Source organism: Streptomyces sp. NPDC000880, assembly GCF_053599675.1.
Genome location: NZ_JBSFMS010000051.1, coordinates 1 through 15,876, shown reverse-complemented (window position 1 = coordinate 15,876; position 15,876 = coordinate 1). Strand labels below are relative to the sequence as shown.

The following is a 15,876-nucleotide window of genomic DNA, read 5'->3' as shown; positions in this document are numbered from 1 at the left end:
AAAAATCTATGCTCCGCCCCCACGCATACGTACAGGCGGAGCCAGCTATTCATCTTCCCTCAAGCCCTCCGGACACGTCCGCATTCCGCGACGGCCGAATCGCGACACCGCGGCGCTGTCCGCCCGCGGGCACCATTCGGGCGCCCTCATGATGCCAAGCGGGCAGCGCGCTGCGCCGCGATGAACGCTCCGGACTGCACCACCAGTGCTGAGGGCCTCGCCGAAACGGGCATGAACGGGCACAGCGAATCCAGCGAAGAGCCTGGTCGAACTGGAGTGTTTGCTTGTACAAACGACGCATGAGCCCGAACGGAAGCCCGGGCCCGGAAGCACGGACAGCGCACGGACAGCGCTGCAGCACAGAGGCAGGGAAGTGTGTCGTGGACACCGAGGAACGCCGACGGGGAATTCTCGAGACGGCCCGGCGGGACGGGGCGGTCGATGTCAACCGGCTGGCCGGTCAGTTTCAGGTGGCCAAAGAGACCATCAGGCGGGATCTGCACGCCCTGGAGGAGCACGGTCTGGTGCGGCGTACGCACGGCGGGGCCTACCCCGTCGAGTCCGCCGGTTTCGAGACGACGCTCGCGATGCGGACCACCCGTCATGTGCCGCAGAAGTCACGGATCGCGGCTGCCGCCGCCGATCTGCTCGGTGACGCCGAGACGGTCTTCGTCGATGAGGGCTTCACCCCGCAGCTCGTCGCCGAGGCGCTGCCGCGGGACCGGCCGCTGACCGTCGTCACCGCGTCCCTGGTGGTGGCGACCGGCCTCGCGGACGCCGAGAAGATCTCCGTGCTGCTGCTCGGCGGGCGCGTCCGCGGCGGCACCATGGCCACGGTCGACCAATGGGCCACCCGGATGCTCTCCGGCTTCGTCATCGATCTGGCGTACGTCGGCGCGAACGGCATCTCCCGTGAGTACGGACTGACCACACCGGACCCCGCGGTGAGCGAGGTCAAGGCACAGGCCATGCGCAGCGCTCGCCGCCGCGTGTTCGCCGGAACCCATTCGAAGTTCGGTGCTGTGAGCTTTTGCCGCTTCGCCGACGTGAGTGACTTTGAGGCCATCGTCACCGACGTGGGCCTGCCCTCGGCCGAGGCGCAGCGCTACTCCCTCCTCGGCCCGCAGGTCATCCGCGTCTGAACACGCCCGGGACACCGCTCAACGTCCATACCCCATAAAGCCCCTTGATCCCCGGACGCAAGCACGGGGGCAGGCCCGTCATGTCCTGAACCAACGATTACCGAGCCGCTACGACTGATCAGGAGAAATCATGCCCCTCCAGCGACGACGACGTGGAATCCGCCTGAGCGCGGGCGCCGGCACGGCCGCCATGGCACTCCTCGCGGGGTGCAGCGGAGCAGGCGCCTCCTCCTCCGCAGGGGGCGAGGCCGTGAACGTGCTCATGGTGAACAACCCGCAGATGGTCGAACTGCAGAAGCTGACCGCGGACAACTTCACCAAGCAGACCGGCATCAAGGTCAACTTCACCGTGCTCCCGGAGAACGACGTCCGAAACAAGATCAGTCAGGACTTCTCCAACCAGGCGGGTCAGTACGACGTCGCCACCATCAGCAACTTCGAGGTGCCGTTCTATGCCAAGAACGGCTGGCTGCACGGGCTCGACGAGTACGCGAAGAAGGACACCGCCTTCGATCAGAACGACATCCTCCAGCCGTTGCGGGAATCGCTCACCGCGAAGGACGGAAAGCTCTACGCCGAGCCCTTCTACGGCGAGTCGTCCTTCCTCATGTACCGCAAGGACGTCTTCGCCGCCAAGGGGCTGAAGATGCCGGCGCAGCCCACCTGGCAGCAGGTTGCCGATCTCGCGGCGAAAACGGATGGGGCCCAGAGCGGGATGAAGGGCATCTGCCTGCGCGGGCTTCCCGGCTGGGGCGAGGTCATCGCGCCGCTCACCACCGTCGTCAACACCATGGGCGGCACCTGGTTCACCTCGGACTGGCAGGCGAAGCTCACCTCCCCCGAGTTCAAGAAGGCAACCCAGTTCTACGTCGACCTGGTGCGGGAGCACGGTGAAGCGGGCGCGGCCCAGTCCGGATACGCCGAGTGCCTCAACAACATGACACAGGGCAAGACCGCGATGTGGTACGACGCCACGGCCGGTGCGGGCTCCCTGGAGGCGGCCGGGTCCCCGGTGAAGGGCAAGATCGGCTACGTACCGGCGCCGGTGGAGAAGACGAAGAGCTCCGGCTGGCTCTACACCTGGGCCTGGGGCATGCAGAAGGCATCCACGAAGTCTGACAGCGCCTGGAAATTCATTTCCTGGGCGTCCAGCAAGGAGTACGAGGCCCTGGTCGGCCAGAAGAGCGGCTGGGCCAATGTGCCCGCGGGCAAGCGGGCCTCCACCTACGCCAACCCGGAGTACCGCAAGGACGCGGGCGCCTTCGCGGACATCACCGAGAAGGCCATCGCAAGCGCCAACCCGCAGAACCCCGGCACCCAGCCCCGTCCCGCACCCGGGATCCAGTTCGTAGGCATCCCCGAGTTCACCGATCTGGGCACCAAGGTCTCGCAGGAGATCAGTGCCGCCATCGCCGGACGCCAGTCCGTCGACGAGGCCCTGGCCGCCTCCCAGAAGCTGGCCGAGAAGGTTGGCAAGGAGTACCAGTGAGCACCTCTGTCACCACACAGCTGCCGTCCCCCACGGTCCGGTCGAAGCAGACGCGGCACACGAAGCAGCAAAAGCAGCGGAAGGGGGGAGTGCGGGCCTGGGCCACCCGGGCTCCGCTCCTGCCCGCCCTGGTCTTCCTGATCGTGGTCACCCAGCTGCCGTTCGTCGCCACGCTGGTGATCTCGCTCTTCGACTGGAACTCGCTGAGCCCCGACCAGCGCAGCTTCGCCGGACTGTCCAACTACGGCTCGGTGTTCACCGACGCCGAGCTGCGTGACTCGGTCTTCACCACCGTCCTGCTCACCGCCAGTGTCGTCATCGCGACCGTGGTGCTCGGTCTGCTGCTCGCCCTGCTCCTGGACCGCACCTTCTTCGGGCGCGGCTTGGTGCGCACCCTGCTCATCACGCCCTTCCTGATCGTTCCGGTCTCGGCCGCGCTGCTGTGGAAGCACGCTCTCTACAACCCGGAGTACGGGCTCCTCAACGGCGCCTGGACCTGGATCGCCGGGCTCTTCGGCCACGACACCCCCGCGCAACCGGACTGGATATCCGGCATGCCGCTGATCGCGGTCGAGGCCGCCCTGGTGTGGCAGTGGACGCCGTTCATGATGCTGATCCTGCTCGCGGGGCTGCAGAGCCGGCCCGCCGACATGATGGAGGCCGCGCGCCTCGACGGAGCGAGTGGCTGGCAGTCCTTCCGCTACCTCACCCTGCCGCATCTGCGCCGCTACCTCGAACTGGGCGTCCTGCTCGGATCCGTGTACATCGTGCAGAACTTCGACGCGGTGTTCACGATCACCTCCGGCGGCCTCGGCACCGCCAACCTCCCCTACACGATCTACCAGACCTTCTACCAAGCCCACGAGTACGGACTGGCGTCCGCCGCGGGAGTCGTCGTCGTGATCGGCACGATGATCATCGCGACGTTCGCGCTCCGGGTGGTCTCGTCCCTCTTCCGTGAGGAGGCGAACCGCGCATGACCACTCACACCGCGCCCGCTCCGGTGCCCGCATCCACGACAAAAACAGCCCGCCCGGAGCCACTGCCGCCCGCCGCGCGCCGGGCCAGGCGCCGTTCCACTGCGCTGGGCCTGCTCGCCTGGGTGGCAGGCATCGGGTTCTGTCTGCCTGCCGTGTGGATGCTGCTGACCTCACTGCACTCGGAGGCGGACGCGGCCACCAATCCCCCCTCCCTCGCCGCGCCGTTGACGCTGGCCGGTTATCGGGCGTTCTTCGGCGCGGGCGGCGGGCCGAGCCCCTGGCCGTCCCTGATCAACTCCCTCACCGCGTCCGCGTTCTCCACGCTGCTGGTACTCGTCCTCGCCCTCCCGGCGGCGTACGCGCTCTCCATCAGGCGCGTACGCAAGTGGACGGACGTGATGTTCTTCTTCCTCTCCACCAAGATGCTGCCGGTGGTCGCCGGTCTGCTGCCCATCTACCTCTTCGCGAAGAACGCCGGGATGCTGGACAACATCTGGCTCCTCGTCCTCCTCTACACCTCGATGAATCTCCCGATCGCGGTGTGGATGATGCAGTCCTTCCTCGCGGACGTGCCGGTCTCGATCATCGAGGCCGCTCAGGTGGACGGCGCGCGGCTGCCCACGGTCCTGGCCCGGGTGGTCGCGCCGGTGGCCGCTCCGGGGATCGCCGCAACCGCGCTGATCTGCTTCATCTTCAGCTGGAACGAGCTGCTCTTCGCACGGGTGCTCACCGGCGTCGTCGCCCAGACCGCCCCCGTCTATCTGACCGGATTCGTCACCAGCCAGGGCCTCTTCCTCGCCCAGCTGTGCGCCGCGTCCGTCGTTGTCTCCCTGCCGGTCCTCGCCGCCGGCTACGCCGCCCAGGACAAGCTCGTCCAGGGCCTTTCTCTTGGAGCTGTTAAATGAGGGCAGCGATCGTTGAAGCGCCGGGCAAGGTTTCCGTCACGACGGTTCCCGACCCCACACCGGGACCGCGGGACGTTGTCGTCTCCGTGGCCTCGTGCGGCCTGTGCGGCACTGACCTGCACATTCTCCAGGGCGAGTTCGCACCCACCCTGCCGATCCTGCCCGGCCATGAGTTCGCCGGCGAGGTCGTGGGCATCGGAAGGGACGTCACCGAACTGGCCGTCGGCGACCGTGTCGCCGTCGACCCGTCCCTGCACTGCCACGAATGTCGTTACTGCCGGGCGGGACGCGGCAACCTCTGCGACCGCTGGGCCGCCATAGGCGTCTCCGTGCCCGGCGGCGCGGCCGAGTTCGCCGTCGCGCCCGTCGCGAACTGCGTACGGCTGCCCGACCACATCGACGTCAAGGACGCGGCGCTGATCGAGCCGCTGTCTTGCGCGGTCCGCGGATACGACGTCCTCAGCAGCAGCACCCTCGGCGCCAACGTGCTGATCTACGGGTCGGGGACCATGGGCCTGATGATGCTGGAGCTCGCCAAGCGCACCGGTGCCGCGGGCGTGGACGTACTCGACATCAATCCGGACCGCCTCGCCACAGCCTCCCTGCTCGGCTGCTCCCGCTCGGCAGCCACCGCGGAGGAGCTGGACCAGCCGGGCGGCTGGGACTTCGTCATCGACGCGACCGGCAACGCCCGTGCCATCCAGGACGGTCTCGGACGGGTCGCCAAGGGGGGCACCTTCCTGCAGTTCGGGGTCGCCGACTATGCGACGACCGCGGTCATCGAGCCGTACCGGATCTACAACCAGGAGATCACCATCACCGGCTCCATGGCGGTGCTGCACAGCTACGAGCGGGCCGCCGCGCTCTTCGCCACCGGGGTGCTCGATCCGTCCGTCTTCATCAGCGACCGGCTGCCGCTCGAGCAGTACCCCGAGGCCCTCGACCGCTTCAAGGCCGGCCAAGGCCGCAAGATCGTGGTGGAGCCGTGAGCGTGCCCGATGCCGTACTGGTGCTGGGCGAGGCGCTCGTCGATCTCGTCCCCGTGCCAGGCGACCCGGAGGTCCGGTGCGCACAGCCGGGCGGGGCGCCCGCCAATGTCGCGGTCGGCCTGGCCCGCCTCGGCAGGCCGGCCGTGTTCGCCGGAGCGCTCGGCGGCGACGGCTTCGCGCGGAGCATCGAGCGGCGGCTGGTGGACGCGGGCGTGGATCTCAGCCTCTGTGCGCGGTCCGAACTCCCCACGACGCTGGCCGTCGCCGATCCGGGGGAGTCGGGCACCGGCTACCACTTCCACCTCCAGTCCACCGCGACCTTCCGGTTCCCGGACCGGGCGGCCGACGTCGGCCGCTTCGGCGCGGTGTACGCGGGAGGCCTGGCGGCGGTCGTCGAACCGGCCGCGGCGGCCGTCGCCGCGACCGCGCACGCGGCCGCCCGGCACTCCCTGCTGGTGGTGGACCCCAATGTGCGCGAGGACCGCACGCTCGACCCGGCCCGGAGCCGGGCTGTGCTGCGCGACCTGTGCGCGCTGGCCCATGTCGTCAAGGCCAGCGACGAGGACCTGGTACGGCTCTGGCCGGAGGCCGACCCGGACGAGAGCTGTCGGCGGCTGGCCGCCGGGGGACGGCTGGTGGTGCTGACGCGCGGCGCGCGGGGCGCGGCCGCCTACACCCCGGACGGCCCGCCCGTGTCCGTACCGGCCGCACCGGTCGAGGTGGTCAACACGATCGGCGCGGGGGACGCGTTCATGGCGGGCGTCCTCGCCTGGCTCGGCACCACGGGAGGCTGGGAGTGCGCGCTGTCCCCCGAGCGGGCCGGGACCATGCTGGAGTACGCCTCGCGGGTCGCCGCGTCCGTGGTCACGCAGGCCGGGACGGAGCCCTCGGCGCCTGCCCACGCCTGACCGCGCTGTCCGGGCCTGTCCGCACGCGCCCCGCCGGATCCGGTCCGTCGGGGCGGGCGCGGTCCCTCTCGCCGATGCGCCCGTGTACGGGTTGGCCGCGTTTCAGGCCACTGCGGCCACGACCTCCTTGGTCGTCACCACCGTCGCGAAGCTTCCGCCGTGCAGTGACACGGCCGACGCCTGCGCCAGCTCGTCCGCGGACCGCCGCCAGCCGAACGGCCCCTCGAGAATGGGGTCCACCTCGCATGATTCGGCAAGCGATTCGGGTAAGACGCCTCGTTGGGCGAGTGCGGAGTGGAGTGGCGGTTCGCCGCAGAGCCGGGTGCGTCTGTCCCCCGAACTGCCCGGTGGGTACGGCGCTGTTCGCCCTCGAGCACGCAGTCCCGGTGCCCGGATGCGGGGACCCGGCCGGGTCAGGACGGACAGGCGGGCGAATCCGGCCCCGGGCCAGTCCGGCGGGATCGACCCGGGCCGTACATGTCACGCAGCGTGCGTTCGTCCGGAACGGGGTAACGGCCCGTGACCGGGTCAAACGGCGATCGGAGCCGCCCAGCGCCTCCGGTTCGGCCCGGCGGGCTCACTCCGCCACCGCCGCGAGGGAGTTGTGGCCCGCCGTACTCGCGCAGCCCCCGATCGCCAGCAGCGTGGTCAGCCGGTAACGCACCCCGCGCGCGGATTGCCCGGAGTCCGGCACCCGGCCGGCTCCGAGGGGAGATGGAGCAACGAGCACGGCAACCTTGCGGATCTTGAAGCGCAGAGAACCCCCTGATCCCCAAGTGCCGTGCTCGCTATGCATCACTGGGTCATCGACGCATGCCATCAGGCCAAACCGGGACCGGAGTATTTTCGGAGCCCTGGGTGCGGGCTGGCGGCCACTTCCCGAACGAAACCGCAGAACAACCTTGTGTTCGCTGAGTTGGCACTCCTCGTCCTCGAAAAAGGGTTCTGCCTCTGAGCGGAAACGCAGGGCTGATCTCTCGCGGCGGCCGGTTATCGGGGAGGAGTTGATTGGCGGGGCCTCTGGGCGAAACGGACCTTGGCGCCGCTCTGCTCCTGTCTCGCGTGATGAGACATCAGGAGGTCCGCAGGTGACGGGATGGTTCGCCCGGTGAACGTTTGGCCGCGATCCGAGTAATTCATCAGCGGAAGCGTTCCAACGGTCGTCGACGACTTCATATTGTCAACGCTCGTACATGTCAAAGCAGGAAAGGAATGCTTCATGGCGACAACGGAAGTCTCGCGTCGACGGCTGTTGGGTGCAGGGCTTGGAATCGGCGTCGCGGCGGCAGTCGGTGGTATGAATCTACCGACGGCCTCCGCGACCGAACTCGCTCGGAGACGCCTTGGATGCGCGCCGGTGAGCATGTCGATGCACACCCATTCGTGCTTCAGCGAAGGCGGCAGCTGGGCCGCCGGCGGGGGTGGGGCGAGCATGATGTCCCAACTGGAGCAGGCGATGCAGACCAACACCGACGTGATCTGGTGGACCGATCACGACTGGCGGATGCAGGCGTACGGCTACTACGACGGCATCGCGTTCGACGGCACCGACGAAGACGGCGGTCTGGCGTGGGTCGTCCAGAACAATGGCCCCGTCACGGATGCCCAGCACGCGTTCATCGACGAACCCCACAGCCCGGACGAGCCCGGCAAGGCGATGCGTGTCGCCGCGACCGGAGCGGACGCCCAGTGGGGCGTCTCCTTCCTGTGGGCGGACGGCGGCAACAGTTTCTACTCGACCAACCTGACGGACACCACATTCCACATCGACGTGCTGGCAGAGCGGGTCGGTCCGGACGCGGAACTCGTCGTACAGCTTGAGACGTCCTACCGGACCGCGACCGCCGGCCGTCCAGCGGGTGTCTACGTCCTGGAGTACCGCGTCGGCAGCGAGGCGGCCCGCCGGCTCGAGACGCCGTTGACCGGCGTCATCACGGCTCCGGCAACCGGAGACTGGCAGACGTTGGAGATGCGCCCGCTCGACGACATCCGGGCGTTCTGGCCGGACCTCGTGGCCGAGGACTCGGGGCTCGCCCGCTTGCGCTTCGGAGTGCGCGCTCGCAACAACGCCACCGCGCAAGGGGTGTTCGACCACCTGCGTATCACCCGTACCCGCGACATGCTGAACTGGCCAGTGCGGACCCAGCGCCAGCTGATGAAACGCCTGGCCAAGCGGTACCCGAACGTGACGCAACTGCTGAGTGCCGAGGTGTCGATGGTGCGGCACCTGAACGTCTACATGGAGAATTTCGAGCTGTATCCGTACCCGGACAGGGGCAAGGCCCCCAGCCTCATCGGCTCGGTGGAAGCGGCTCAGGCGATGGTGCGCTGGTACCACGAGCGTGGAGCGCTGGTCCAGTACAACCACCCGCCCATCAACCCCGCCGAACTCGTCGCGAGCCGGGCGCTGGGAACCGACCTGATGGAGACCGCCGACGCAACCGGCGGCTTCACGGTGACGAAGGACCGGATCAACCTGTTCGACGTCGCGGCTCGCAACGCGATCTTCCTCACCTCGACGAGCCAGATTGACGATCACGCCGGGCGGAACTGGCCCGACATGTCCCACCTGTATCTCACGTCGGTGTGGTCGGAGTCGAAGACAGCACCGGACATCATTTCGGCGCTGGGGGCTGGGCAGGCGTGGTGGCACCACCAGCGGTTGTGGCCCACCGGGCAGTTCGACCTGACCGTCGGCGGCCGCCGCGCGATGGGAAGGGTCATGGAGACCACCGCGGAGACCATTCCCGTCGAGATCTTCGCGGAGAACCTCCCCGCCGGCGCGACGGTTCAGGTCGTCCTCGGCGTGTGCGACCGGTCGGGGGCAACAACCCCCTCGATCGAGAAGCACCCCTTCCCGGCTGAAGCCTTCGCGGAGGGACCGCTGCCGTTCCGTCTCGAACAGCACGGCGGCCGGTATCTCCGCCTTGAGGCATACGATTCCGAGGGCGTCCTGCTGGGATTCGGTAATCCGCTGTGGCTGCTGCCAAAAACCGATGATGTCAAGGTTCCTGGACGGCGCAAGCTCGTCATGAACGCCGACCATCTTCGCTAACGCCGACCCTGGTGGCGAAAACGCGGTAGCGGCGGAACCGCTTTGCCGACGGGCGCGTCCTCCTTGCTACCGGCAGCGCCGACCAAGACCCAGGTCAGAGCAGTTCTGACCTGGGTCTTCGTGTCCCGGTCGGTTGGGGCAGCCCGGTTCAGGAGGCGGGCACAGTGTCGAAGTAGTTCCTGCCGCTGTCGCTGAAGCCCTTCACCGCCGCATGCACATCCTCCAGGGACAGGGTCTCGTTGGCGTTGTAGTACAGCCAGTCGACCTTCATGTCCCATGTGCGGTGGCCCTCGAACGGAAGGTCCACGAACCAGGTGTTGAAGTTCACTCTCATGTCCGCACGCGGGGAGTACTTTTCGCCGTTACTGAACAGCTTCCGACCGTCGACACGGTAGGTGACCGCATCATCCTCAACCGTGATCACCATGGTGTGCCATCCATGGAGGCTCTCCTCGAGCTTGCTGGTGACGCGGTCTCCCTTATCGGCATCGTGCCAGCTCGTGGTGTCGAGTTTGGGCCCGGGCGCGCCCCATCCTCCGTTCGGCATGTACTCGTTGTCGAGCTCGCTGTAGTTCGAGCCGCGGCCACCGATCGTGAAGAAGGTCTGATTGACGTGGTCCCCGTTGCTGCCGGTCGTGGGCTTGTCGCTGAAGTGGATCCGGGAGGCGTAGGTTCCCGTGCGGAACTTCGCCTTCACGGTTCCCAGGGCGGACTGCTTCGTGCCGGCCACGGTGCCGTCCGTGCTGGCTCGCAGCTGAAGCACCTGGCCGTCCAGAGCGTCCGGCTCGGACGGGAAGCTGATGCCCTCGGCCGACCAAGTGCCGTCGATTCCCGGGCCGCCCTCGCTGGTGCGGACCAGCCAGCCGTGCTTGAAGAGTGCGGGGTCCTTGGGCTCGCGATAGTTGAAGTTGTCGAAGATGACCCCGGACGGGGTGGTCAGCTTCGGGCGGGGCGCGGCGGAGGCCTGCGGCGTAGTGGTGGTGCGGCCGCTCGGTTCCTCCCCCCAGACGAGCACGCCTCGCTTGTACGCCGTCACCAGTTTCGACTGCTGGTAGCTGGTCTTGGCGCCATCGAACGAGCGGTCGTTCGACTGCTTCAGTGTCTTGTGATCGACGCGGTAGAGCTGCAACTCGATGCCCCGGCTGTTCGCATCGGGTGCCAGGGTGCCCGCGTCCGCGGTGAAGCTGATCTCGAGGTAGTGGTCGGCGGTGGAGGTGGGATCGTCCAACGCGGCGATGGTTCCAGCGATGTTCGAGCAGCCCACAGCGGCCTGGACGCAGTTGAAGGCGTACGAGGGGGTTCCGTCCGCAGTGAAGTAGTACCGGAGAGTCACATCGCTCAGGGGCACCGTCTTCTTCGACGTGTTGAAGACTTCCAGCCACGGCTTGGCCAACTCGGCTGTGGCCGGGGTGTCGGCCCTGTACCGGACGGTGAGCTCAGAGGGCTCTGGATTCGCCGCATGCCACATGGGATAGAGCGCCGTTGCGCCGACGGCGACCGCGCCCACGAGGAGCAGCAGCTTGATCGCCGGCCACACGCGACGACGGGGTTTACGGCGGGCAGTCGCCACGGAAGCTCCTCCGCAGGGTACTTGGGCGGCACTAATGGGGAAGATCACCGAATGAGCACTGCATTCGGATGAGTACTGCATAAGGGTGGATCTTTCGGTGAGCCTATCTGTAAAGGTGTGGTTCTCCGGACACAGGGCGATCGCACAAGGGAAACCTCCGAACGCGGGTGCCGGGGCCGGGTGCGGGACGGAAGAACAACGCGTGTCCCTTGCCGCCCGGCCGTGCGGAGGAGGACTCAGGAGGACGTGCCGCCGGTCGCCGGTGACTTCTTCGCCGACTCGGGGATGGCCCCGTCATCGCGCAAGGACTTCCACAGCGTCGTCGCCTGCGGCTCGGCCGCGACCACGCGGTTGGGGTCGGCGGTGTCGTACTCCACCGGGAGCATGATCGTCTCCATCTTCTCGGGGGAGATTCCCCGCAGGCTGCGGCCGAAGTCGGCGAGGGCAGTCAGGGACGCCAGTTCCGAGTCGGTGGTGAGAGCGGCGGTCGCGGCATCCGCGATCTTGTACGTCTTCGCCGGGCTGCCCAGCAGGTCCTGCTTCCTGATCTCGGACACCAGGGCCGTCAGAAACCTCTGCTGGAGTTCGATGCGCCCGAGGTCGCTGCCGTCCCCGTAACCGTGCCGGGTCCGTACGAACTTCAGCGACTCCTCGCCGTTCAGGCGATGCGTCCCGACACCGAGCTCGAGCCCGGACGTGATCGGCTTGTCGAGGGTGACGGTCACGCCGCCGATCGCGTCGACGATCTCCTTGAAGCCGGCGAAGTCCAGCTCGATGAGGTTGTCGATGCGGACATCGCTCATCTCCTCCACGGTCTTCACCGTGCAGGCCGGACCGGCCTGCGCATAGACGGAGTTGAACATCACCCGCTTCTTGGCGGGCACCACCGTGCCGTCGGAATCGGTGCACTCCGGGCGGGTGACGAGTGTGTCGCGCGGGATGCTCACCGCGACCGCCTCGGCCCGTCCCTTGGCTATGTGCACGAGAAGCGTGGTGTCGGACCGAGCCCCGCTCACCTTGCCCCCGTCGAGCGCGGCATTGTCCCCGGCTCGCGAGTCCGAGCCGAGCACGAGCAGGTTCATGGCGTCCCCGGCCCCGGCCTTCCGCTGAGGCCGGTTCTTGCTGTCGCCCAGTGCCTTGTCCAGGTCGACCGCGCTGTCCTTGAGGTTGGAGTCGAGCCCGTCGTACAGCCACCAGGCCGCCCCGCTGCCGACGAGCACCACCACCAGCAGCCCCAGAAGGAGGCCGCGGCGTATCTTCCGGCCGCGCGTCCGGGGCCGCTCGCGCTGGTGACTGCCCGGCTGATGGTCGCCGGCGGGGAGGCGGGCGTGGCTCATGGCGCTCCGGTTCGCGATCGGTGTATCCCGCACGGGGGCGGATGGGAGGTGGGATGGCTGGGACGGAGACACATGAGGGGGACGAAGGGTTGTATGCCCCTCCTAGTGAGAAGGGGCATCCAGGGAGATGTAGTTGAAGTGTGGATGATCCTGTTAACATCCTCACCTCTTGTTCGATTTTGGTGACGGATGTAACGCCTGCACGTGGCTGTGGCGGGCGAAACGGGTTGGGGATGATTCGGTGGGCAGAACCGCCACAGTGGATCTTGTTGTTGTCGGACTCGGCTATGTAGGGCTGCCCCTGGCCCGATCTGCAGCGGCGGCGGGGCTGAAAGTGGTCGGTCTCGATCGCAGCCGACGGGTTGTCGACGGTCTGAACGCCGGCGGCTCGCACGTCGACGACATCACCGACGCCGAGGTCCGCGCCATGCTCGAGCAGGGCTTCGAGGCGGTCGACCGGCCTGGTGCCATCGCCGACGCCGCCGCGGTCGTCATCTGTGTCCCGACGCCTCTCACCGGGCACGGGGCCCCCGACCTCGGCGCGGTGCATGCCGCGGTCGACGACATCGCGGCTCACCTGGCCCCGGGCACCCTCGTCGTGCTGGAGTCGACGACGTACCCCGGCACCACCGACGAAGTGGTGCGACCCAGGCTCGAGGCCGGCGGTCTGCGGGTTGGCGAGGACTTCCACTTGGCCTTCTCCCCGGAGCGCATCGACCCGGGCAATCCCACCTTCGGCCTGGAGAACACGCCCAAGGTGGTCGGCGGAATCACGCCGGACTGCACCAAGGCCGCACGCGGTCTCTACGAGCGTTTCGTGGGGCACGTGGTGGAGGCGAAGGGCACGCGCGAGGCCGAGATGGCCAAGCTGCTGGAGAACACCTACCGCCATGTGAACATCGCTCTCGTCAACGAGATGTCGATGTTCTGCCGCGAGATCGGTGTCGACCTGTGGGATGCGATCCGCTGCGCCTCCACCAAGCCGTTCGGGTTCGCCCCCTTCTACCCCGGCCCCGGTGTGGGCGGCCACTGCATACCCATCGACCCCAACTACCTCTCGTACAAGGTCCGCTCGCTCGGCATCCCGTTCCGCTTCGTGGAGCTGGCCCAGGAGATCAACCAGCGCATGCCCATGCATGTGGTCAACCGGGCGGCCGACCTTCTCAACGACCAGGGCAAGGCGGTCAGGGGCTCCCGGATCCTGCTGCTCGGGGTCACCTACAAACCCGACATCTCCGATCAGCGGGAGAGCCCGGCCCTGGCGGTGGCCGAGAACCTCTTCGCCCGAGGTGCCGAACTCGTCTACTTCGATCCCCGAGTCGCCGACTGGACGGTCGGCGGAGTGGCGGTCGAGCGGGTGGACGACTACCTGGCCGCGGCCGCGTCCGCGGACCTCACCATCCTGCTGCAGCCCCACCGGGAGATTGACCTGGGCCTGCTCGCCGACCGTGCCCAGGTGCTCTTCGACACCCGGGGCAAGACTGCCGATCACCCCCGTGTGGTCAAGCTGTGAGCGCTCCGGGTACGTACATAGCCGGAGCCGTTGAGTCCGGCGGACGCCAGACGCACCGGAAGCGAAGGCACCTGAAGGTCTCGTACTTCTTCTTCGCGGCCATTGCCGCGGTGATCGTCACCCAGCTCGACGCCAGCTCACTGCACCTGTACTCGATCGGTGCCATGGGCCTCCTGGCCGCCAAGATGTTCATGGCGCTCTTCTACCGTCCTGCCAAGGTGGGACGGGAGGAGCTGGAGTACCTCGGGCAGTCGTGGGTCACCGCGGTCATCCCGATCTACAACGAGGACCCGGTGACGTTCGAGCAGGGACTGCGCAGTCTCCTCGCTCAGAGCCGGCTTCCCAACGAGATCCACATCATCGACGACGCCAGTGCCGACCCTGCGGGCATCAAGGTGGCGAAGAAGATGCGACGCGAGTTCGAGGCCCGCGGCGTGAAGTACATGGTCAGCGTGCAGCCCGAGAACAAGGGGAAGCGCGAGGCGCTCGCCCTGGGGTTCGAGGCGGCGCCGTACTCGGACATCTTCCTCTGCGTGGACTCGGACACGGTGCTCTCCCGGGACACGGTCCGTGAGCTGCTCCTTCCGCTGGCCGATGAGCGCGTCATGGCCTCCACGGGCATGGTGCTGGCGCTCAACCACGACAGCAACATCTTCACGCGCCTGCAGGACCTGCGGTACGGCAATTCCTTCCTCTTCGAGCGGGCCGCGTACTCGCGTCTGAAGTCCGTGCTCTGCTGCTGCGGCGCGCTCTCCGCCTACCGGGGATCGCTGGTCCGCAAGTACCTCCCGGACTTTCTCAACCAGCAGTTCCTGGGCAAGCCGGCCGTATTCGGCGACGACCGCCGGATGACCAACTACTGCCTCATAGAAGGACACGTGGTCTTCCAGGAGACCGCCGTCGGCTACACGGCTGTGCCGGAGAAACTGCCGCACTTCCTGCGCCAGCAGGTCCGCTGGAACAAGTCGTTCTTCCGTGAGTCCCTGTGGGCCTTCAGACACCAGAAGAAGTTCCGGCCGGCCTTCTGGCTGACCACCATGGAACTGATGCTGTGGCTGGTCTTCGGCTCGGCGATGTTCTACTCGCTGGTCGTCATGCCCATCCTCCACCCGACCCAGTTCCTCAACCACATCGGCGACTACATCGTCTTTATGATCCTCATGGGGTACCTCCGCAACGTGCGGTACCTCGACTTCCCCCGACGGGGCATGGGCTTCGTCAAGCGGTTCGGCATGTTCACACTTGCTCCGCTCTATGGCGTGATCCAGCTGACCCTGCTGACACCGCTGCGGTTCTACGCCCTGCTCACTCTGAGCAAAGGCAGTTGGGGCACCCGGCAGGGTGGCGTCGAGGTTTCCGCGAAGGGGGACGAGGAAGAGGTCTCGACGGTCTGGGAGGAGGAGGATCCGTACTCCTCCTTGGAGGTCACGTCGACACTGGAGATGATGCGCCTCGAAGGCCTGGCCCTGGCGCGGACGGCTCCTCCCCGGGCGACCGCTGTTCGCGAGCAGTACGCGCAGTACGGCCAGCACAGCGTCGGCGAGCTCCAGGATCAGGACAGTGCTCCGCAGCAGCGAGTGTCGTGGGGGGTTCCGTCGCAGCCCGGCCCGCAGCACAGTGCCGAGTCGTATCCGCAGCAGGTCCAGCACCCCGGTTATGGCCAGGAGCAGGTCCCCCGCTGGCCGGGGGCCGAGCAGCAGCAGTGGCAGGCCCAGCGGCAGTCGCCGGTCGAGCAGCAGTGGCAGGCCCAGCAGCAGTCGCTGGTTGAGCAGCAGTGGCAGGGCCGACAGCAACCCGGCTGGTCCCACTCGGCCGCCCAGAACCGCCAGGGCCAGGACGTGGACCCCAACTGGCAGTAGCAACAGGGCTGGTAGGGGCGAGCCGCACCGCGACACCACGAGGGGCGGGGGGCACCGGGGGGGTAAGGTGCGCCCCCCCCCCCCCCAAAGTGTATTAGGGCAAAGCCCACACCACGGACACCACCCCGG

12 protein-coding genes and 1 pseudogene are annotated in these 15,876 nt (G+C 67.6%); 9 read left to right on the top strand and 4 right to left on the bottom strand.

Features of this window, described 5'->3' with window-relative positions; translation table 11 throughout:
* The first annotated feature begins 380 nt into the window (after positions 1–380).
* The 6 genes from ACWDO5_RS18520 (at position 381) to ACWDO5_RS18495 (ending at position 6,413) form a co-directional block, all read left to right on the top strand.
* The gene (locus tag ACWDO5_RS18520; RefSeq protein ID WP_450531391.1) at positions 381–1,142 is read left to right on the top strand and encodes a DeoR/GlpR family DNA-binding transcription regulator; all 762 of its coding nucleotides are present in this window, start codon (positions 381–383) and stop codon (positions 1,140–1,142) included.
* A gap of 130 nt (positions 1,143–1,272) precedes the next feature.
* Positions 1,273–2,631 (top strand): ABC transporter substrate-binding protein, encoded by a 1,359-nt coding sequence (locus tag ACWDO5_RS18515; protein WP_450531390.1) that lies wholly within the window; start codon positions 1,273–1,275, stop codon positions 2,629–2,631.
* On the top strand, positions 2,628–3,611 hold the full coding sequence (locus ACWDO5_RS18510) for a carbohydrate ABC transporter permease (RefSeq protein WP_450531389.1): 984 nt from the start codon (positions 2,628–2,630) through the stop codon (positions 3,609–3,611). The genes ACWDO5_RS18515 and ACWDO5_RS18510 overlap by 4 nt, the downstream gene beginning before the upstream one ends.
* Positions 3,608–4,516, top strand: a complete 909-nt coding sequence (locus tag ACWDO5_RS18505) for a carbohydrate ABC transporter permease (protein WP_450531388.1) — start codon at positions 3,608–3,610, stop codon at positions 4,514–4,516. The genes ACWDO5_RS18510 and ACWDO5_RS18505 overlap by 4 nt, the downstream gene beginning before the upstream one ends.
* Positions 4,513–5,505 (top strand): zinc-dependent alcohol dehydrogenase family protein, encoded by a 993-nt coding sequence (locus ACWDO5_RS18500; protein ID WP_450531387.1) that lies wholly within the window; start codon positions 4,513–4,515, stop codon positions 5,503–5,505. The genes ACWDO5_RS18505 and ACWDO5_RS18500 overlap by 4 nt, the downstream gene beginning before the upstream one ends.
* On the top strand, positions 5,502–6,413 hold the full coding sequence (locus ACWDO5_RS18495) for a PfkB family carbohydrate kinase (protein WP_450531386.1): 912 nt from the start codon (positions 5,502–5,504) through the stop codon (positions 6,411–6,413). The genes ACWDO5_RS18500 and ACWDO5_RS18495 overlap by 4 nt, the downstream gene beginning before the upstream one ends.
* Positions 6,414–6,515: 102 nt before the next feature.
* Here the strand turns inward: ACWDO5_RS18495 and ACWDO5_RS18490 are convergent.
* Positions 6,516–6,641 (bottom strand): annotated as a pseudogene (locus ACWDO5_RS18490) (cysteine hydrolase family protein); the annotation flags it as partial.
* A 349-nt stretch (positions 6,642–6,990) separates the two neighbouring features.
* Positions 6,991–7,209, bottom strand: coding sequence for a hypothetical protein (locus tag ACWDO5_RS18485; protein WP_450531385.1), 219 nt, complete (start codon positions 7,207–7,209; stop codon positions 6,991–6,993).
* A 636-nt stretch (positions 7,210–7,845) separates the two neighbouring features.
* Here ACWDO5_RS18485 and ACWDO5_RS18480 point away from each other — a divergent pair.
* Entirely contained in the window at positions 7,846–9,468 is a 1,623-nt protein-coding gene (locus ACWDO5_RS18480; RefSeq protein WP_450531384.1) for a hypothetical protein, read from the top strand.
* 148 nt (positions 9,469–9,616) lie between these two features.
* Here ACWDO5_RS18480 and ACWDO5_RS18475 read toward each other — a convergent pair whose 3' ends face one another.
* Both ACWDO5_RS18475 and ACWDO5_RS18470 read right to left on the bottom strand, forming a co-directional pair.
* Complete coding sequence (locus ACWDO5_RS18475; protein ID WP_450531383.1) at positions 9,617–11,038, bottom strand: cellulose binding domain-containing protein; 1,422 nt, start codon at positions 11,036–11,038, stop codon at positions 9,617–9,619.
* A 236-nt stretch (positions 11,039–11,274) separates the two neighbouring features.
* Positions 11,275–12,375: an LCP family protein gene (locus ACWDO5_RS18470; protein ID WP_450531382.1), complete on the bottom strand. Its 1,101-nt coding sequence runs from the start codon at positions 12,373–12,375 to the stop codon at positions 11,275–11,277.
* A gap of 241 nt (positions 12,376–12,616) precedes the next feature.
* On the opposite strand from ACWDO5_RS18470, the gene ACWDO5_RS18465 reads away from it, so the two are divergent.
* Both ACWDO5_RS18465 and ACWDO5_RS18460 read left to right on the top strand, forming a co-directional pair.
* The gene (locus ACWDO5_RS18465) at positions 12,617–13,888 is read left to right on the top strand and encodes a nucleotide sugar dehydrogenase (RefSeq protein ID WP_450531381.1); all 1,272 of its coding nucleotides are present in this window, start codon (positions 12,617–12,619) and stop codon (positions 13,886–13,888) included.
* Positions 13,885–15,747: a glycosyltransferase gene (locus tag ACWDO5_RS18460; protein WP_450531380.1), complete on the top strand. Its 1,863-nt coding sequence runs from the start codon at positions 13,885–13,887 to the stop codon at positions 15,745–15,747. The genes ACWDO5_RS18465 and ACWDO5_RS18460 overlap by 4 nt, the downstream gene beginning before the upstream one ends.
* Positions 15,748–15,876 lie beyond the last annotated feature (129 nt).

Coding starts and splice junctions, on each gene's coding strand:
- ACWDO5_RS18515 (WP_450531390.1), top strand. CDS start 1,273: ATGCCCCTCCAGCGACGACGACGTGGAATCCGCCTGAGCGCGGGCGCC.
- ACWDO5_RS18505 (WP_450531388.1), top strand. CDS start 3,608: ATGACCACTCACACCGCGCCCGCTCCGGTGCCCGCATCCACGACAAAA.
- ACWDO5_RS18500 (WP_450531387.1), top strand. CDS start 4,513: ATGAGGGCAGCGATCGTTGAAGCGCCGGGCAAGGTTTCCGTCACGACG.
- ACWDO5_RS18485 (WP_450531385.1), bottom strand. CDS start 7,209: ATGCATAGCGAGCACGGCACTTGGGGATCAGGGGGTTCTCTGCGCTTC.
- ACWDO5_RS18480 (WP_450531384.1), top strand. CDS start 7,846: ATGATGTCCCAACTGGAGCAGGCGATGCAGACCAACACCGACGTGATC.
- ACWDO5_RS18470 (WP_450531382.1), bottom strand. CDS start 12,375: ATGAGCCACGCCCGCCTCCCCGCCGGCGACCATCAGCCGGGCAGTCAC.